Source organism: Burkholderia sp. BCC1644, assembly GCF_902833225.1.
In the GTDB taxonomy this organism is placed as follows: domain Bacteria; phylum Pseudomonadota; class Gammaproteobacteria; order Burkholderiales; family Burkholderiaceae; genus Burkholderia.
Window position 1 is genome coordinate 197,060 of the sequence record NZ_CADFEI010000006.1, and the last position, 18,090, is coordinate 215,149.

The 18,090-nt window shown below is 69.2% G+C and carries 13 protein-coding genes; 4 read left to right on the plus strand and 9 right to left on the minus strand.

Features of this window, described 5'->3' with window-relative positions; all coding sequences use genetic code 11:
* Positions 1–2: 2 nt before the first annotated feature.
* Positions 3–3,800 carry a DUF748 domain-containing protein gene (locus HWX87_RS14155; protein WP_176047685.1) on the minus strand — a complete coding sequence of 1,266 codons (3,798 nt, stop codon included), beginning with the start codon at positions 3,798–3,800 and terminating at the stop codon, positions 3–5.
* A gap of 148 nt (positions 3,801–3,948) precedes the next feature.
* A complete protein-coding gene (locus tag HWX87_RS14160; protein ID WP_176047686.1) occupies positions 3,949–5,385 on the minus strand; it encodes a DUF1254 domain-containing protein in 1,437 nt (478 codons plus the stop codon).
* Between the two features lie 516 nt (positions 5,386–5,901).
* On the opposite strand from HWX87_RS14160, the gene HWX87_RS14165 reads away from it, so the two are divergent.
* Both HWX87_RS14165 and HWX87_RS14170 read left to right on the plus strand, forming a co-directional pair.
* Entirely contained in the window at positions 5,902–6,225 is a 324-nt protein-coding gene (locus tag HWX87_RS14165) for a toxin-antitoxin system HicB family antitoxin (RefSeq protein WP_176047687.1), read from the plus strand.
* Positions 6,226–6,416: 191 nt separating this feature from the next.
* The gene (locus HWX87_RS14170) at positions 6,417–9,230 is read left to right on the plus strand and encodes a heavy metal translocating P-type ATPase (protein WP_176047688.1); all 2,814 of its coding nucleotides are present in this window, start codon (positions 6,417–6,419) and stop codon (positions 9,228–9,230) included.
* A gap of 171 nt (positions 9,231–9,401) precedes the next feature.
* On the opposite strand, the gene HWX87_RS14175 is transcribed toward HWX87_RS14170, so the two are convergent.
* The 4 genes from HWX87_RS14175 to HWX87_RS14190 form a co-directional block, all read right to left on the minus strand.
* A complete protein-coding gene (locus HWX87_RS14175; protein ID WP_176047689.1) occupies positions 9,402–9,881 on the minus strand; it encodes a GNAT family N-acetyltransferase in 480 nt (159 codons plus the stop codon).
* A gap of 159 nt (positions 9,882–10,040) precedes the next feature.
* A complete protein-coding gene (locus HWX87_RS14180; RefSeq protein ID WP_167361908.1) occupies positions 10,041–10,196 on the minus strand; it encodes a hypothetical protein in 156 nt (51 codons plus the stop codon).
* A gap of 174 nt (positions 10,197–10,370) precedes the next feature.
* The gene (locus tag HWX87_RS14185; protein ID WP_176047690.1) at positions 10,371–11,696 is read right to left on the minus strand and encodes a flagellar hook-length control protein FliK; all 1,326 of its coding nucleotides are present in this window, start codon (positions 11,694–11,696) and stop codon (positions 10,371–10,373) included.
* A 92-nt stretch (positions 11,697–11,788) separates the two neighbouring features.
* Positions 11,789–12,487, minus strand: coding sequence for an MgtC/SapB family protein (locus HWX87_RS14190; RefSeq protein ID WP_176047691.1), 699 nt, complete (start codon positions 12,485–12,487; stop codon positions 11,789–11,791).
* Between the two features lie 114 nt (positions 12,488–12,601).
* On the opposite strand from HWX87_RS14190, the gene HWX87_RS14195 reads away from it, so the two are divergent.
* Complete coding sequence (locus HWX87_RS14195) at positions 12,602–13,711, plus strand: AGE family epimerase/isomerase (RefSeq protein WP_176047692.1); 1,110 nt, start codon at positions 12,602–12,604, stop codon at positions 13,709–13,711.
* Here the strand turns inward: HWX87_RS14195 and HWX87_RS14200 are convergent.
* The gene (locus HWX87_RS14200) at positions 13,684–15,303 is read right to left on the minus strand and encodes a methyl-accepting chemotaxis protein (RefSeq protein ID WP_176047693.1); all 1,620 of its coding nucleotides are present in this window, start codon (positions 15,301–15,303) and stop codon (positions 13,684–13,686) included. The two genes, HWX87_RS14195 and HWX87_RS14200, sit on opposite strands and share 28 nt — an antisense overlap.
* Before the next feature lie 270 nt (positions 15,304–15,573).
* Here HWX87_RS14200 and HWX87_RS14205 point away from each other — a divergent pair, with 270 nt between their 5' ends.
* Positions 15,574–16,017, plus strand: a complete 444-nt coding sequence (locus HWX87_RS14205) for a PaaI family thioesterase (protein ID WP_011353771.1) — start codon at positions 15,574–15,576, stop codon at positions 16,015–16,017.
* 46 nt (positions 16,018–16,063) lie between these two features.
* Here HWX87_RS14205 and HWX87_RS14210 read toward each other — a convergent pair whose 3' ends face one another.
* Positions 16,064–17,116 (minus strand): CaiB/BaiF CoA-transferase family protein, encoded by a 1,053-nt coding sequence (locus tag HWX87_RS14210; RefSeq protein ID WP_176047694.1) that lies wholly within the window; start codon positions 17,114–17,116, stop codon positions 16,064–16,066.
* Positions 17,117–17,202: 86 nt separating this feature from the next.
* A complete protein-coding gene (locus tag HWX87_RS14215; protein WP_176047695.1) occupies positions 17,203–17,970 on the minus strand; it encodes a helix-turn-helix domain-containing protein in 768 nt (255 codons plus the stop codon).
* Positions 17,971–18,090 lie beyond the last annotated feature (120 nt).

The window sequence follows — 18,090 nt, forward strand, 5'->3', positions numbered from 1 at the left end:
GCTTACTGCAGCCCGAAGTCGACGCGGGTCGTCGCGCCCTTGTCCGAGATGCCCTTCGCGTCGAGCTTCGGCGCGACGACGAACACGCGGCTCGAATCGATCTTCCCGTCGAGGTACTGGCGCACGGCCTGCGCGCGCTGCTGCGCGAGCGCACGCAGCGCATTGTCGTCGGCCGGCGCGTGATCGGCGAGCGCCTGCTTCATGTCCGCGTCGGGCAGCGTCTTCTGCAGGCCGACCAGGTTGCGCGGCTTCTTGAAGTCGGCGGCCTTGTACGCGCGCGTCAGGTACTTCGAGTATTCGGCCTTGTCGACCTTCACCGACATCGGATCGACGCTCTCGCCCTGGCCGACCACGTCCTTCAGCTTCTGCTGGCGCACCAGGCGCTCGACGTATGCGTCGCGCAGCCCCGGCGTGTCCTGCGCCGGATCGACGCGGCCGATCAGGTCGAGACGGATCGACGACTTCTCGGTCAGCATCTTCACGACGGTATCGAGCTTCTTCTGCTGCGCATCGGCCAGCTCGTACGAGCCCGGCGCGAACTCGACGTAGCCGAGATCCTCGCCGCCGCCGCCGAACGCGTTCGCGAGCAGCGAGAACGGCGACGTGACGGCCTTCGCGATCAGGTTCAGCACCGCGCGCCAGATCAGCCCGCCCACGCTGAATTCCGGATTCGACAGCGAACCCGACACCGGCAGGTTCACGTCGATCTGGCCGCGCGTGTTCTTCAGCAGCGAGATCGCGAGCTTCACCGGCAGCTTCGTCGCGGTGTCGTTGTCGACGTGATCGCCGAACGTGAGCTGGTCGATGAAGATGTGGTTGTTCGCCTTCAGCTGGTCGTTCTCGAGCGCGTAATGCAGATCGACGTTGAGCTTGCCCTTCGTGATCGGATAACCGGCGTACTTCGCCGAATACGGCGTCAGGTTGGTCAGCTCGATGTCGTGCGCGGTGGCCGTCAGGTCGAGCGCCGGCTTCTCGATCAGCGGGTTCACCGAACCCTTGATCGAGATCGGCCCGTTGCCCGAGAGGTTCGCGGCGACGTCGACCGGCGCGGCCGTCGTCGAATCGGTGCCGAACGCGCCGACCGTGCCCTTGATCGCGACGAGGTTCGCCGTGTAGTTCGGCTTGATGAAGTTGTCCGTGTACGTGACGCGGCCATCCTGCAGCACGAGCTGGCCGAAGTGCATCCGCACCGGATTCTGCGGCGGCGTCGCGGCCTTCACGACGACCGTCGCCGACGCAGCGGCCGGCGCGGACGCCGCAGCAGCCGACGCAGCTTGCGCGGCGGCCGGCGGTGTCATGCCGGGCGACAGCGGCACCGGCTCGCCCTTGCTCGCGTCACGCGTCAGCGACTGCGCCGGGCCCGACTGCTTCGCGACCACGTCCTTCAGGTTCAACCGCCCCTGCGCGTCGAGCAGCACGCGGCCGTAGAAGTTCGAGAACGTCACGCGCGCGGCGTCGATGTCGGTGCCCTTCTCGTCGTAGTTCGCCTTCAGGTTCGACAGCGCGAGCGAGCGCCAGCCCGCGAACGGGTCGGACGTCGCCTTGTCGAGCATCCGCACGTCGACCAGCGCGACGTCGCCGCGATAGGTCGCGCGCGGCGTGTCCTTCACCTGCGCGAACGTCAGGTTGCCCTGCGCGTTGAGCAGCGCGCTCGCGATCGTCGCGTTCAGCGCGCTACCGAAGTACGGCTCGAACGCGGCGGCGTCGAGGCGGTTGCCGTTGATCTTCAGGCCGAGCTTCAGCGGCTGCGCGGTCACGTCGCCCGTCACGTTCAGCGAGCCCTTGCGGTTCAGGGTCGCCTTCAACTGCACGGGCAGCGGCTTCGTCATGTCGTCGCTCAGCTTCTGCACCGACAGCTCCAGCGGCTTGATCGCCAGCTTCACCGGGCGCGGCGTCGACAGGTCGGTGAAGTTCGCGGACGAATCCTTCACGTTCAGCGCGTCGATCCGGTAGTGCCACGACGGCGCGGCGGCCTCGGCCTTGCGCGCGACCGTGCGTTTCGGCACCGATGCCTGCGCGGGGCCGGCCAGCGACGTGAGGTCGATCTTGCCGTCCTTCAGGCGCTTCACGTCGAGCGCGAGCCCGCTCGCGTCGACGCTCGCAATCTCCGCGGTGCGCGCGGCGACGTCGACCTTCGCGATCTTCGCGCTCGCGTCGGGCAGCACGATCGCGGGCGCCTTGCTGTCGGGCGTCGCGAGCTTCAGCGACTTCAGGCTGATCGTGCTGTCGGCGACTTCCGCGGCGAGCGGCGTCTTGCCCCAGTCGGTCTTCGCGTTGACGGTTGCGCCGAGCGTGCCGTCGAGCACGCGTGCGCGCGTCGCCTCGCCGAGATACGGCTGCAGCGCCGGCAGCGCGAGCGCAGCAACCGTCAGCTTCGTGTCGGCCTGCTTGTCGGCAAGATTGAACGCGCCTTCGGCCGTCACGTCGCCGCCGCGCGACAGCGACGTCGACAGCGTGTATTTCGCGGGTGTCTTGCCCAGCAGCGAGAAGCCGTCGAGCGTCGCGGCGAGCTTCGTCAGCGACATCGCGGTCGGCGTCGCCGGCACGCGGTCGTCGACGTTGACCGTGCCGCCGTCGATCGCGAAATGACGGATCGTCAGATCGAGCGGCGGCGCTTCCTTCGCGGCGGCGGCGGTTTCGGCCTGCGCGCCGCTGGCTGCGGCGACGGCGGCGCCGGACGCGGCGGCGGCCGACGCGGCCGGCTTGCCGGGTTCGGCCTTCGGGGCAGCGGCCGGCTGCGCGACGAGCTTCTCGACGTTCAGCACGCCCTGCTTGTCGCGCGCCAGGTCGACCACCGGCTGGTCGATCCTGATTTCGTCGAAGTGCATCGCGTTGCGCAGCGGCTCGAGGCTGGCCGCCGCGACGTGCACGCCGCGCGCGGCGAACAGCGGCGCGGCCGCGTGGTCCGTCACCTTCGCATCGTTCAGGTCGACGGTACCCGACACGCGCAGCGCAGGCGTCTCGCCGCTCATCACGAAATTGACCGTGAGGTTGCTGCTCAGCAGGCCGCTCGTCACGGCCACCGGCAGCTTTGCCGGCACGTACGAGATCAGCTTCGGCACGTCGAGGCGATCGAACTTCAGCGCGATCTCCGATTCGCGCGACTGCGCGAACGGCTTGGTCTTGCCGTCGATCGAGATCGGGCTGCCGTCGAAGCGCGCGCGCAGCTTCGGCTCGACGAAGATGTCGGTCTTCGAGGCCAGCGTCGCGATATACGGAATGCCGAGCGTCCAGTTGTCGACGACGTGCTTTTCATTCAGCAGGCGGTCGTCGAAGTCGATCCGGCCGTCGTTGACCTGGATGTTCGACACCGAGAACTGCGTCGGCTTGCTTTCGGGCTTCGGCGACGGCGCGGAGAACTTCTCGATCAGGTCGGTGAAGTTGAAGCGCTGCGCGTCGTAGCGGACGATGTGAAAGCGCGGCGAATCGAGCCGGATTTCGTTGACGATCGGCGCGCCGCGGAACAGCGACGACCACGACGGCCTGACGACGAGCTTGCCGATGTCGATGAAGTCGCCCTGGCCGCCGCGCTCGCCGAGGTGGATGCCGTCGGCTTCGAGGTTCAGCGTGTACGGGTTCAGCGCGATGCGCTGGATCGTGGCCGGCCGGTCGAGCTGCTTGCTCAACTGCTGTTCGGCGACGTGGCGGATCAGCGGCGGCGCCGCGAAGAACCCGAGCAGTCCGAACAATACGAGGAAGATCAGCACGCCGATGCCGATACGCCGGGTCCGGCGCGAGCGTGCAACGCCACCGAGGGCATGGAGGGTCGAGGATACGGTTTCTTTGTCTGCGCTTGCCATGCTTGAATGCCTCGGGAATGGATGCCGGGCCGCGCCGGAGAACCGGACGGCCGCGCACGCTATCCCGAAAGTATAGGCTCAGGAGGTGACGGTACGGGATTCGGGCGCTGTCGCGCCCGCCGGTCGGACAGCGCCGCCGGTCATCCGTTCATTTCCGGACGACGACGGGCGGCATCCACGACCCGTCGCTCGCCTGCGGCTTCGGTGCATACAGGCGCAACGCGAGCGCGAAATCGGTGCGCGGCGCCGGCAGCCAGTTGCCCGCATGCGCGCCGCCCGGCGACGCCGACACGACGACGTCGATCGAGCCGTCGTGGTTGCGGCGCAGCCGGTCGCGATCGCCGAGCGAGCGGCGCGCCGACCCGACGTCGGGCAGCGCGCCGTTCGTCGTGTAGGGCGTGAGCGTCCAGAACGCGCGGGCCGGCGGCAGCGCGCCCGGCGCGAAATGCAGCACGTAGCGGTTCGCGCCGTTCAGCGCATGGCCGTCGCTGTCGACGCGAACGACCGCGAGCGTCTCGTCGTCGCGCGTCGCGGTGCCGAACTGCGTGTAAGCCGCGTAGGCGCGCAGCGTGTAGTCCTGGCCGTACTTGCCGGCCGTGTCGCCGATCCAGCTCCAGCCGTTCGCGTTCAGCAGGTTCGACGGCGGCGTCGCGAGCCGCGCGCGCGCCTCGGCGACGCCGGCCGTCGCGGCCGTCAGGCGGTCGCCCGTCCACAGCACCGGGTAGCCGGCCGTCACGCCGATGTCGCCGAGCAGTTCCAGCGCATGCGCGTCGTCGACCGGCGCCGGGTTGTCCTGCAGCGCCTGCGCGAAGCGCGTGAAGAACGCCTTCGGGTCGAGTGCGGCCACCTGCTCGGCCGGCGTGCCGCCGCCTACCGCTTCGGACGGTGCGCTGCCCGCATGGACCGCGACCGACGCGCCGCGCGCGGCGCCTGTGTAAACAGACAGCGGCACCACGCGGATCGCGCGCTGCAGCTTCTTCACGTTCGTCAGGTCGCGCCCGCCGCTCGTCTGCAGCCGCACTTCGAGCCACGCGTTGCCGGACGGCACGTCGACACGCAGCGCGCCCTTCGGCAGCGCGCCCTGCCAGTCCTTCGCGACGAAGGCAATCGTTTGCGATCGCGCGCCGCCGCGGGCGCCGCGTGCGGCCACGCTCGACGACGACCACAGCACGTTGGTCCACATGTCGAGCGCGCGCGCGTCCCAGTAGCGGCCGCGCGTGTCGGGCAGCGTGACGATCACGGGTTCGGCGGCGATGTCGAGCCAGCCGGTCGAGTCGAGGGTATCGACGCCCGGCAGCGGCGGATTGACCGCACCGACAGGCGGCAGCGCCTGCGCATGGCGCAGCGTGTTGAGCGGCGCCTGCCCCGGTTGCGCGCCGTCGCCGCCCGTCGCCGCTTCCTTCGCGACGTCCATCAGCACGAGCGGATACGCATAGACATAGGAGTCGGCGACTTCCGCGCGCATCCAGCCGGTTTTCCGCTGGATCGCGTCCGGTTGCGACGCGCACCCCGCGAGCAACGCCGCCATGGCCAGCGACGCGCACGCGCGCCGCAGAGAAACTGATTCCTGCAGGTTTTCAATCATCGATTACTGGCCGAATATCGTTCTTTTCAGTCAACGCCTTGTTCGTCTTGCGAACGGCGAATGCAAGGCACCCCAGCCTGCCCGGATGCCGTTTCGCTACATTTCGCAACGGTGGGCGCTGATGTCAGGCCGGTATCATAGCGCCTCGGGGCAATCCCTAATACGCCGAATAGCAGGTCGGGCGCTGGTTCGGTTGCCGTCGGGAAAAACTGCGGCCGAGGGTTCGTGGCCAGCTCGGACAAATGGTGTCATTATTGACACCATTCATTTGCGCGAGCGGATGGAAGATCCTCGATCAAATGAGGCGAGAGCCGGCGAACGTGCGTTTCAACGATCTGTTCGAGGCCTGAGCGGCACGCTTCGGAGCGGCCCGCCAATCGGGTTCCAGCCACGCCATTTTCAAGACACCGTGGCAAGGCGATCCTCGAGTGAACATCCAGAATGATCGCGGGAAGCGAACGCGTATCAGGTGCGGCAGGTTCTCGACGCGACCGATCGACTGAAGGAACGGAAATCATGACCCAAGACCACTTTACGTACCGCGTAACGTGGTCCCCGGAGAACGGGGAGCACGTCGGCCTCTGTGCGGAGTTCCCGTCTCTTTCGTGGCTCGACGCCACGCCGGAAGACGCGCTCGCGGGCATTCGCCGGCTCGTCGCCGATGTCGTGCGCGACATGACCGCAAACGGCGGGAAGGTGCCCGAACCGATCGCCGACCGGACCTACAGCGGTGAATTCAAGGTTCGCATCCCGCCGCAGACGCACCGTGCGCTGGTCATCCAGGCCGCCGAGCAAGGCGTCAGCCTGAATCGCCTCGCGAGCGCCAAGCTCTGTTCCTGACCACGTAATCAAGCGCAACGGTGCGACCGCCCGGCTATCCGTCTGGAAGCCGGGCGCTTGTTTCTTTCGCGTTGTGACACCCTGTGGACATCAACATGCGTCGCATTGTCGCCGACGCTTGACCTTACCATCATGGGAATGTTGATACTGGAACCATTCGCGGCACGAACCGCGCTTTTGGGGAATCCGACATGACTGAACCACTTGCCTCCGCAGCGCTGCAAACGATCGAACTGAGCGTCGACGGCATGCATTGCGGCGGCTGCACGGGCCGCGTGCAGCGCGCGCTGGCCGCCGTGCCGGGCGTCGTCGATGCGGCAGTCGACCTCGACGCGCAGGCGGCGACGGTCACCGCGCAGGACACGGTCGAACCCGGCCGGCTCGTCGACGCAATCCGTGAGGCCGGCTACCGCGCCACCGTGCGCGACGCGGCCGTGGAAGCCGTCGCGACCGCGCCTGCGGCACATCCACCGCGCAACGAAACGCCGTCCGCAGCAGCCACGCTTCCGCCCCCCGCCGCCACAATCGCGCTCGATATCGACGGAATGACCTGCGCATCATGCGTGTCGCGCGTCGAGAAGGCGCTGGCGAAGGTGCCAGGCGTCACGCGCGCATCGGTCAACCTGGCGACCGAACGCGCCACCGTCGACGCGTCGGCCGACGTATCCGCCGCGCGGCTCGCCGAAGCGGTAAAACAAGCCGGTTACGGTGCGACTCCGGTCGCCGTTGCCCCGCCACCTGCAGCCGCCTCCACCGACCTCGACCTCGAACTCGACATCGGCGGCATGACCTGCGCGTCCTGCGCCGGCCGTGTCGAAAAAGCGCTGGCCGCCGTACCGGGCGTCGCGCGCGCTTCCGTCAATCTCGCGACCGAGCGCGCGTCGGTGCATGGCGCCGGCGCACTCGACGCCGCCACGCTGATCGCGGCGGTCACCACAGCCGGCTACCGTGCATCGCTCGCCGCCGCGCCGTCAGCCGGCGCAACGGCCGGCGCCGACGCGCAACCGGCCAGCGCCGCGCCGGACCCCGACGCCCGCAAGCGCCGCGAAGCGGTGCGCGAACGCAACCTCGTGATCTGGTCCGCCGTGCTGAGCGCACCGCTCATCGCGCCGATGCTCGTCGCGCCGTTCGGCATCGACCTGATGCTGCCCGGCTGGCTCCAGCTCGTGCTCGCGTCGATCGTGCAGTTCGGCTTCGGCGCGCGCTTCTACCGTGCAGCCTGGCACGCGGTGAAGGCGCGCACCGGCAACATGGACCTGCTCGTCGCGCTCGGCACGTCGGCCGCATATGGCTTGAGCCTGTGGATGCTGCTGCGCGATCCCGCGCATCCCGGCCACCTGTATTTCGAGGCGTCGGCCGTGATCGTCACCCTCGTGCGCTTCGGCAAATGGCTCGAATCGCGCGCGAAGCGCCAGACCACCGAGGCGATCCGTGCGCTGAACGCGCTGCGTCCCGACCGTGCGCGCGTCATCGAGCACGGTGTCGAGCGCGACGTACCGCTGGCGCAGGTGCGCGTCGGCACACAGGTCAGCATCCGCCCGGGCGAACGCGTACCCGTCGACGGCCGGATCGTGTCGGGCCGCTCGCACATCGACGAATCGCTGATCACCGGCGAAAGCCTGCCCGTGCCGAAGGACGACGGCGACGCCGTCACGGCCGGCTCGATCAACGGCGAAGGCGCGCTCGTCGTCGAAACCACCGCGATCGGCGCGGAAACGACGCTCGCGCGCATCATCCGCCTCGTCGAATCCGCGCAGGCCGAGAAGGCGCCGATCCAGCGGCTCGTCGATCGGGTCAGCGAAGTGTTCGTGCCGGCGATCCTCGGCATCGCAGTGCTGACGCTGGTCGGCTGGCTGATCGCCGGCGCCGGGATGGAAACCGCGATCCTCAACGCGGTCGCGGTACTCGTGATCGCCTGCCCGTGCGCACTCGGGCTCGCGACGCCCGCCGCGATCATGGCCGGCACGGGGGTCGCGGCGCGGCACGGCGTGCTGATCAAGGATGCGCAGGCGCTCGAACTCGCACAGCGCACGACCGTGATCGCATTCGACAAGACCGGCACGCTGACCGAAGGCAAGCCGTCCGTGACGGCGTTCGAGGCCGTGGGCGTGCCGCGCGACGAGGCGCTCGCGCTCGCGGCGGCCGTGCAACGCCAGAGCGACCACCCGCTCGCGCGTGCCGTCGTCGCCGCGCACGATGCGGACGTTGTCGCACGCGGCGATACCGCGCCGCTGGCCGTCGCGGCCGATGCACGCGCGGTAGCCGGACGCGGCGTGGAAGCGCGCGTCGGCGGGCAGCTGCTCGCGCTCGGCAGCACACGCTGGCGCGACGAGCTCGGCATCGCGGTGCCGCCCGAGCTGAACGCCCGCGCGGCCGAACTCGAACGCGCCGGCAACACGATCTCGTGGCTGATGCGTGCCGATGCGCCGCGCGCGTTGCTCGCGCTGATCGCATTCGGCGACACCGTGAAGCCGGGCGCCCGCGACGCGATCGCGGCGCTGTCGGCACGCGGCGTCGTCAGCGCGCTCGTGACCGGAGACAACCGCGGCAGCGCGGCGGCCGTCGCGGCGTCGCTCGGCATCGGCGAAGTGCATGCGCAGGTGCTGCCCGACGACAAGGCACGCGTCGTCGCCGAGCTGAAGCGCACGCACGGCGGGGTCGTCGCGATGGTCGGCGACGGGATCAACGATGCGCCCGCGCTCGCCGCGGCCGATGTCGGCATCGCGATGGCAACCGGCACGGACGTCGCGATGCACACGGCCGGCATCACGCTGATGCGCGGCGACCCGGCGCTCGTCGCCGACGCGATCGACATCTCGAAACGCACATACCGGAAGATCCAGCAGAACCTGTTCTGGGCGTTCGTCTACAACCTGGTCGGCGTGCCGCTCGCGGCGCTCGGCCTGCTGAACCCGGTGATCGCGGGCGCGGCGATGGCGTTTTCCAGCGTCAGCGTCGTGACCAACGCGTTGCTGTTGCGGAGATGGAAAGGCCGCGCACGCTGATGCATGCCGATGGCCGATGGCCGGACGGCAGAATGGCCGTTCGGCCATCGGCCATCGGCCATCGGCCATCGGCCATCGGCCAACAGGAAGGATCGGGAGGATTGCCGGCATATGCCGGTTGCAGCGTGACGAACCGGCGTTGCGCAACGACGTGGCGCCGGCCCGGTGAAGTCAGTCCGATACGACCGGTTTGATCAGCGTCGTCGTGATCGGCGCGAAGCCGCACGCACGATACAGCGCACGGGCCGCCGTGTTGTGATTGAAAACCGACAGACCGATCTCGGTGACGCCGTACCGGCGCGCCTCGGCGTCGAGTGCGTCGAGCGTGCGCGTGGCCCAACCCTGGCGGCGCCGGGACGGGACGATGTCGAGATCGTAGATGAACAGCGTGTGGTTCGGCCCTTCGGGCACGATCGCGTACCAAAGGTCGCCCACCGCGTCGCCGCTGGCGCCGTCGATGAGCATCACGAGGGTCTGGCCGGCGGTCAGCAGGCCGTCCGGCAACAGCATGTCGAAACAGGCGCGCGCACGATCGGCAGCGTCTTCGACAGCGTTCTGTCCGGATGAAACGAGATCGCGCGCGTAGCCGTCGATGGCTCGCGTGCGGTACGCATGGAATTCGCCGGCCGTCATCGGCCGCATCTGCAGCATGGCCCGGTCACCGTAAAGACACTCAGACTTCCAGTGTAGCGGGACGGTCGCACCGGCGCGCAATGCGGCGGTGGAAAGCGGGCAGGCAGGTGCGGCGAGCGCCGCGCCGAATCAGCGAATCAGCGAATCAGCGAATCAGCGAATCAGCGAATCAGCGAATCAGCGACGGTACAGGACGATCGGCACGAGGTGCGCACGGCGCACGCGCTCGGCTTCGGCGCGACGCGCAGCGTACGAGTATTCGGCGTCGAGGGGCAGGTGCGGCGACACGAACAGGTCGTCGATCTTTTGCAGCAGGGCGAAGATGAAGCTCATGTGAGACTCCTGACAGATGTGGCTAGGGTTTTCCCTGAGATGGACTCCATTCTAAGGGTTTCCCCTGAACTCTGCCAGTGAACCGCATCAGTTTGCCGCATGCGTGCGACACCGATCGCGGGCGCGAAACAGCGCCCCTTGTCCCGCAAGGCTTCCAGGATAGGGTCGGAGCGATTAACGCGCCCGACGGGTTCGCTTCGCGACGGCCGCCTCGCGGTTCGCCGTACGCTGCAGCCGGTCGACTTGCGACAGGAGCGCTTCGTGGTGTTCCTCGAGCGTCATCAGCGTCGCCTGTTGCGTCGACAGATCGGCCGCGAGGCGATCGATCCGCTGCTGCTTGGCGGCCGCGTCCTGTTTCAGGTGCGAGATCTGCCGCGTTTGCAGCACCAGCGCGACGAGCCCGGCCAGCACGACGACGGCCAGCGCCAACAGCAGGCGATTGACGCGGCGCATCTCGCGATCGGCCGTGCGCTGCAAGCCGTCCACGTCGGCCTGCAACGCGGCGAACCGGTCGGTCAGCGGGCGCAGGTGCGTGTCCGGGTCGAAGACCGGTGCGGCCGGTTGCACGCGTTCCGCCGACGGCTTCGTCACGAAGGACGCAGCGGAAGCCACCGGCTGCGTAACGAGTGGCGGCGGAACATGGGGCTGCGCGGTCGCTTCACCGGGGATCGCGGAATTCGTGGCAATTGCCGGCTCGGCGGGTTGTACCGGCGCCTGCGGCTCGACAGGCGCAGCGACAACCTCCGGCGAGCCGGTCGATTCAGCCGCTTCCGGTACCGCGTCGACGCTCGTCGCAGCCGGCGCGGATTGCATCGCCGCCGCTTCGCTCGCGCCGGCAGCCGCCCGGCGTTTGCCGCCCGACGATGGGCGGCGCTCCTTCACGGCGTCGCCGGAAGATTTCCCTTCGCGGGATTTGACGGCCGCAACCTCGGCTGCGGACTTCGCGACTTCAGCACCTGCCGCTGGCGATTCGGCTGCCTTCGCCGCGACGCCGTCGGCTGCTTGCAGCGCGGTCGCCGCCTTTACGGCGCCGTCGACCGCAGGCAAATCGGCTGCCTTCGCGTCACCACCACCGGCAGATGCGCCGTCGACGCTCGCAGCGAAACCGCCTTCAGGTACCGAAACACTTTCGACCGCCACCCCTACCTCCGGCGGCGCCGAGCCTTCAGCTGCGCCGTGCCCGGCCGCAGTCGCGCCGTCCGGCGCGATGAACCCGTCCAGCGTAGCCTGTCGCCCGTCCGCGGCGGCCGCCGCCTCAGCTTCCGCTACCGTCTCGTCGCGCGCCGCAACCGGCGCACGCTCGCCCGGCTCGAGCACCGGATCGCCGAACAGGTCGAGCGTCCGTTCGTCGCGCGGCGCATCGCCGGCCGGCGCGTTGCCGGGCCGCGCCGTCGCCCTCGCGGACGTGCTGCCCGCGGCAGCGGCCGAGCGCTGGCGGGAACGGGACGACGAACGACTGGAACGGGAGCGGGGGCGAGGCGAGGAAACGGATTCGGTCATGGAAATCGGATGGCGGGGCCCGCAGGCGCGGAGCCGGATGTCGAACGGAATCGGTGGTCGGCCATTGTCGCATGCTCCGTTGCCGATTCAGCCTATTCGTCGCCCGACAGCCCGTTGCCTTCTTCGAAACGCGTGACGCCCTTCAGCGTACGTAGCTTGTCGCAGATCGCCTGGTATTCGAGCTCCGACACCCGCGCGAGCGCGATGCGCACTTCGTCGTGCTCGCCCGTGTCGTCGGCACGCTGCACGATGAACTGCTTCACGCGCGCACTGTCCGGGCCGAGCGCCGCATGCAGCGAATCGAAGTTCAGCGTGCCGCTCACGACCGTCAGCGCGAGCTGGCGCCGCTGGCGCACCGTGAAGTAGCGGCGCTCCAGCGGCTTGATGCCGGCCAGGATGATCAGGATGATGATCGTCGCCGAAATCGACGCGACGTAGAGCCCGCCGCCCACCGCGAGGCCGATCGCCGCGACCGACCACAGGCTCGCGGCCGTCGTCAGCCCTCGCACGATCTCGCCGCGCAGCAGGATCGAGCCCGCACCGAGGAAGCCGATGCCCGACACAACCTGCGCGGCGATCCGCGACGGATCGAGCACGATGTGGTCGCTGCTGCCGAGCACGTCGGCGAATCCGAACGCCGACACGATCATGATCAGCGTCGAGCCGACGCACACCAGCATGTGCGTGCGCAGGCCGGCCGCCCACGACAGGCGCTCGCGCTCGAAGCCGATGACGCTGCCGAGCGCCGCGGCGAGAACCAGCCGCATCACGAGTTCCAGGTTGCTGAGCATCCGATTTCTCTCCTTTTTTGGTGCCGGCCGCGCGGAATGTTTTATCCTTGGCCCCGGCCGCGCCGATCTTCCGGGCCGCGCCGACACGTTTCGATCCAAGCGCTCAACCCCGTCATGCCCGTTTCCGACTCCGCTTCCGCCCAGGCCGCCCAGCTGCGCCACCATTTCGCGCACGTCGTCTTGCCGATCTGGCGGGGTTCAGGGTTCGACCAGACATTACAACTGCCGTTCGAGGCCGTCGATCCGGCCACCCACGCGCCGCTGCCCGTGACCCGTTATCGCGCAATGGCGTGCGCGCGGCAACTGTTCGTGTTCGCGCAGGCCGGCGACACCGCACACGCGGCCACGCTGTTCGACGCATTGTGCCGGCGCTTCCGCGACACGCGCCACGGCGGCTGGATCTACAGCGTCGACGCGCAGGGCGCGCCGCTCGATACGACCAAGGATCTCTATACGCACGCGTTCATCGTGTTCGCGTGCGCCGCGTGGTTTGCGGCGTCGGGCGACGCCGCCGCGCGCACGGTGGCCGAGGAGACCGCCGCGCTGATCCGGGATCGTTTCGCGCCGCGCCCCGGCGACGCGCTGCTCGACGCGGCACGCCACGCCGACTTCTCGTCATCCGGCAGCGGCGCGCTGCAGAATCCGCTGATGCACCTGACCGAAGCGTGGCTCGCGGCCGCCGATGCCTTCGGCGACGCGGCATTCGACGATGCGCTCGCGCACACTGCGCAAGCCGTCGAGCGCACGTTCGTCGACACGGCGACCGGCTGCGTGGCCGAGCTGCCGCTCGGCGCGGCAGACAACCGTTTCGAGCCCGGCCATCAGTTCGAATGGTTCTACCTGGTCGATGCGGCCGGCGCGCGGCTCGCGCGGACGGGGCTCCCCGCCGCGCTGTCGCGCGCGTTCACGTTCGCGGAGCAATATGGCGTCGATCCGCAGACGGGCGGCGTCTGCGCGGCGCTCGACGCGCACGGCGCGTGCGTCGACGGCACGCAACGGATCTGGGCGCAGACCGAATACCTGCGCGCGCTCGCGACGCACGGCGGCACGCCCACCTCCGCGCCGCTCGCGCGGCAGATCGAACGCTTCGCCGCGCGCTTCCTGCATCCGCGCGGCTGGTTCGAGTGCAAGACCGCCGACGGGCAGGTAGCCCGCGCCGACATGCCGTCGACGACGCCCTACCACCTCGCGACCGCCTACGCGGCGCTGCCGGCCGGTTCGTAACCCGTGCCGGCGAATGACGGCGCCGCGCGCTCGCCGCGTGCGGCCCGTCCGTCGCCCAGGTCGAACACCGACACCGCCTGCATCAGGTGCGCGGTCTGGTCGTTCAGCGACGCGGCCGCCGCCGCGACCTCCTCGACCAATGCCGCGTTCTGCTGCGTGAGCTGATCCATCTGCGTGACGGCCTGGTTCACCTGCTCGATCCCGACGCTCTGCTCGACCGACGCCGCGGTGATCTCCGACATCGTCTGCACGACGCGCGTGATCGACGCCGACACCGTCCGCATCGCGTCGCCGGCGCGCTCGACGAGTTCCGCGCCGCCGTTGATCTGCGCGACCGAATCCTCGATCAGCGCCTTGATCTCCTTCGCCGATTGCGCGCTGCGCTGCGCGAGCGAGCGCACTTCGCCCGCGACCACCGCGAAACCACGCCCCTGTTCGCCGGCGCGCGCAGCCTCGACCGCCGCGTTCAGCGCGAGGATGTTGGTCTGGAATGCGATGCCGTCGATCACCGAGATGATCTCCGCGATCCGCCCCGAACTCTGCGCGATGCCGCGCATCCGGTCGATCACGCTGTCGACTACGCCGCCGCCGTGGCCCGTCGCTTCGAGCGCCGCATCGGCCAGCGCGCTCGCCGCGCGTGCGCTGTCGGTGTTCTGCCGGACGGTCGCGGTCAGTTCCTCCATGCTGGCGGCCGTTTCCTCCAGCGACGCGGCCTGCGTGCCCGTGCGCGCCGACAGGTCGGCGTTGCCGCCCGCGATCTCGCCCGCGCCGAGGTGGATCGCATCGGATGCGTGGCGCACCGTGCGCACGGTGCCCGCGATACTCGTCTGCATCGTGGCGAGGCCGCGCAGCATCCGGTCGATCTCGAACACGCCGCCCGCACGCACGGCTTCGTCGAGCCGGCCCTGCGCGATCCGCTCGAAATGGCGGCCGGCTTCCTCCAGCGGCGCGACGACCGCGCGCCGGGCGGCCGCGTAGATCGCCGCGCTCGCTGCGAGCATCGCCACCAGCAGCACGATGCCGACCGACTTGAACCAGAGCATGCCGCCGTCGATCGTGTCGAGGGCCGCGCGGCTCGATGCGCCGCCGTAGTCGGTGAAGCGGTGCAGTTCGGCGATATAGGCGTCCTGGATGCTTTGCGTCGGCTGGTCGAGGAAGGCCTGGATGTTGTCGGCGTCGAGGAACTGCACGAGTTCGCCCAGCGCGCCGCGCAGCGCACGATAGCGCTCGGCAAGCGCCGCGACGCGCGCACGGTTCGTGTCGTCGACCGCCTGCGCGGCCGTCAGCACGGCGAACGCCTTGTCGGCTTCCGCGAGCGACGCGCCCGCATGGCGAATGATGTCTTCCGGCTTGGGGCCGCCGCGCACCATCCGCGTGCCGGCGCGCGACAGGTTGATGCGCGCGTCGAGCAACTGCTCGGTCGCCCGGCTGGCCGCGTCGACCTGCGCGATCGCGACGTTCGACAGGTCGTCGACACCGCTGCGCGTCGACGTGAGCGCCCAGAAGCCGAGCGCTTCGATCGCGAGCAGGAAGAGGCAAAACACGGTCAACACGCCGAGCAGACCCGACGCGAGCTTGATTTTTCCGAACATGGGGAGATTCCTGGAGAGCGGACGATGAGGCAATGCCCCGGCATTAGCGGCATTTCTTCGTCGGACTTTAGGAACGGAAGGCGGCAAAGTGCGCGTTGCCCGCGCATTCCCGCGGAATCGCCCGCAAACCGGGAGATCTTCGGTATTTGACGCAATAATCTCGTCGCATCGCACCGGAATTTGCAGGAAACGTGGACGAATTTCCTTGCTTATCCGCAGCCCCCTTCCTAGAGTTCAGCGCAAGCGGGCACTCATTTCGAGGGAAGTTCGATGACCGACATCACGGACCACGCGCGCGGCGCATTGCGCGCGCAACCGTTCAGCATGCTGCTGGGTACGGAGCTGATGCATATCGGCGACAATGAAGTGTCGCTGTGTCTGCCCGTGCGCGAAGAACTGCGGCAGCAGCACGGTTTCGTGCACGGCGGCGTCATCAGCTATCTCGCGGACAACGCGCTGACGTTCGCCGGCGCGCTCGTGCTCGGCCCGCGCGTGATCACCGCCGAATACAAGATCAACTACCTGCGGCCGGCCGTGAACGGCACGCTCGTCGCGCGTGCGAAGCTCGTCTACGCGGGCCGGCACCAGGCGACCTGCCAGTGTCACGTGTTCGTCATCGACGGCGATCACGAACGGCTCGTCGCGATCGCGCAAGGCACGATCAACCGCGTCGGCGACGGCAAGATGCCGGATGCGCCGGAAGAGACGGCCTGAACGGCCGGCACGCGATTTCCGGCGGTCCGGCGCGTGAGTCGCGCCGCTAGACCGCCTCATCCCCCGCCAGCGGCAAAAACCGCGGCGCCACGCGCGCCCGCACGTTCCCGTGCTCGTCAGTTCGATAGATCCCGCGCGCCACGTTATGCGGATGCGCGACCGCGTCGGCCACGCTCAGCAGCGGCGCGAAACACGCGTCGGTGCCTTCGAGCAGCGCGCGCCAGTGCGCGGACGGCTGCCGCGCGAACACGTCGGCGAAACGCGCCTTCAGCGCCGGCCAGCGCGCGCGGTCGTACTGCGAGGCCGGATCGACGTCGGTCAGCCCGAGCCGTTCGACCAGCAACGCATAGAACGGCGGTTCGAGCGCGCCGATCGTCACGCATTCGCCGTCCGCGCAGCGATACACGTCGTAGAACGGCGCATCGTGGAACAGGCTCGGCTGCGCGCCGTCGAGCTGCCCGTTCGCGCGTGCCCACAGCGCAAGCGAGCCGAGCATCGACACGATGTCGACGATCGCGCCGTCGACCACGCGCCCCGGCCCGCCGCCGCGCACGTCGAACAGCGCGCAGACGATCCCGAACGCGAGCCCGAGCGCGCCGCCTGCATCGCCGACGACGGTCGGCGGCAAGCCCGGCCGGCCGTCGTTCGGTGCCGATAGCGACAGCAGCCCCGTCAGCGCGACGTAGTTCAGGTCGTGCCCGGCCGCGGCCGCGAGCGGGCCATGCTGGCCCCAGCCGGTCATCCGCCCGTACACGAGCTTCGGGTGGCGGCGCGCGCAATCGTCGGGGCCGAGACCGAGCCGCTCCATCACGCCGGGCCGCAGGCCCTCGATCAGCGCATCGGCCTGCGCGATCAGGTCGAGCGCCGCGGCGTGGCCGGCCGGTGACTTCAGGTCGAGCTCGACGATCGTCTTGCCTTCGCGCAGCAGGTCGCCTTCGCGGGCTCGCAGCGCGTCCGGTGCGCTCGTACGGCCGGACGGGCGCGCGATCAGCGTGATGCGTGCGCCCATTCCGGCCAGCATCCAGCCCGCGAGCGGGCCGGGGCCGAGACCTTCGAATTCGACGATGTGGATGCCGGAAAGCGGCGCGTTCAATGACATGGCGACCTCGCTGGAATGCAGCCGGAACAGGAGCGGCGAAACCTCCCGATTCTATGCGAATGCCTGCGCGCGCCGGCCTCGTCCGGCTAGCCGGCGGCCGCCTCCGGGCGCTGCGCGTCCAGCGCCTCCCGCATCGCCCGCACGATCGCATCGCGACGCGCGTCGATCCGCTCGACGGGCCCGGCCACCCCCATTGCCAGCGGCAGGCCGTTCCAGCCGTCCGCGATCACCATCGAGATCATCGCGGCGCCCTGCGTGACCGTATGCGCCGAATAGGAATAGCCGAGCCGGCGCGTCTGCTCGACCTTGTCGAGCACGACGTCCTCGTCGATCGTCCTGCCCGACTTCCCGATCCGACGGATGCTGCGCGACACGAGCCGGCGGATCGTGCTGTCCGGCTGAAGGCTCAGCAGCGCCCAGCCGAGCCCCGACATGCACATCTCGCGACGCGTGCCGATCGGCGCATAAAACTGGATCGGAATCGTATGCGAGCCCTCGACCGCATCGATGTACTGCACGTACAGATCGCTCTGCACCGCGATCACGACCGCCTCATGCGTGCGTGCCGCCAGCCGCTTCGCGACGGCATGCCAGTGCCGCCGGCTGCCGGCCGCCGAATCGACCAGCGCTTCGCCGAGATTGACGAGCCGTGCGGTGGGCGCATACGCGTGGGTCGCGTCGTCGTACGCGAGATAGCCGAGCGTCTTCATGCTGGTCAGCAGCGCCGCCGCGCTCGACCCCGGATACCCGCACCGCGTGGCGATCTCGCGCACGCTCAGCGGCCGCTGCAATGCGCTGAAGAGTTCCAGCACCTCGAACACGCGCGCCGCGCTCTTGACCACGTTTCCGCTCATCCCGCCCTCTCCGCAGCTACCGGGACGGGCCTTCCACATACGTGGAACGGAATTTCCCGCCGCCAACCGTCGTGACGATACTAGGCTTCGGCCCGCGGCGTGAAGTCCCGCGGCACAGAA

Excerpts from the sequence above, each read along its gene's own strand:
- HWX87_RS14210 (WP_176047694.1), bottom strand. The coding sequence starts at position 17,116 with ATGTCATTGAACGCGCCGCTTTCCGGCATCCACATCGTCGAATTCGAA.
- HWX87_RS14200 (WP_176047693.1), bottom strand. The coding sequence starts at position 15,303 with ATGTTCGGAAAAATCAAGCTCGCGTCGGGTCTGCTCGGCGTGTTGACC.
- HWX87_RS14180 (WP_167361908.1), bottom strand. The coding sequence starts at position 10,196 with ATGAGCTTCATCTTCGCCCTGCTGCAAAAGATCGACGACCTGTTCGTG.
- HWX87_RS14185 (WP_176047690.1), bottom strand. The coding sequence starts at position 11,696 with ATGACCGAATCCGTTTCCTCGCCTCGCCCCCGCTCCCGTTCCAGTCGT.
- HWX87_RS14155 (WP_176047685.1), bottom strand. The coding sequence starts at position 3,800 with ATGGCAAGCGCAGACAAAGAAACCGTATCCTCGACCCTCCATGCCCTC.
- HWX87_RS14165 (WP_176047687.1), top strand. The coding sequence starts at position 5,902 with ATGACCCAAGACCACTTTACGTACCGCGTAACGTGGTCCCCGGAGAAC.
- HWX87_RS14215 (WP_176047695.1), bottom strand. The coding sequence starts at position 17,970 with ATGAGCGGAAACGTGGTCAAGAGCGCGGCGCGCGTGTTCGAGGTGCTG.
- HWX87_RS14160 (WP_176047686.1), bottom strand. The coding sequence starts at position 5,385 with ATGATTGAAAACCTGCAGGAATCAGTTTCTCTGCGGCGCGCGTGCGCG.
- HWX87_RS14175 (WP_176047689.1), bottom strand. The coding sequence starts at position 9,881 with ATGCTGCAGATGCGGCCGATGACGGCCGGCGAATTCCATGCGTACCGC.
- HWX87_RS14195 (WP_176047692.1), top strand. The coding sequence starts at position 12,602 with ATGCCCGTTTCCGACTCCGCTTCCGCCCAGGCCGCCCAGCTGCGCCAC.
- HWX87_RS14190 (WP_176047691.1), bottom strand. The coding sequence starts at position 12,487 with ATGCTCAGCAACCTGGAACTCGTGATGCGGCTGGTTCTCGCCGCGGCG.
- HWX87_RS14205 (WP_011353771.1), top strand. The coding sequence starts at position 15,574 with ATGACCGACATCACGGACCACGCGCGCGGCGCATTGCGCGCGCAACCG.
- HWX87_RS14170 (WP_176047688.1), top strand. The coding sequence starts at position 6,417 with ATGACTGAACCACTTGCCTCCGCAGCGCTGCAAACGATCGAACTGAGC.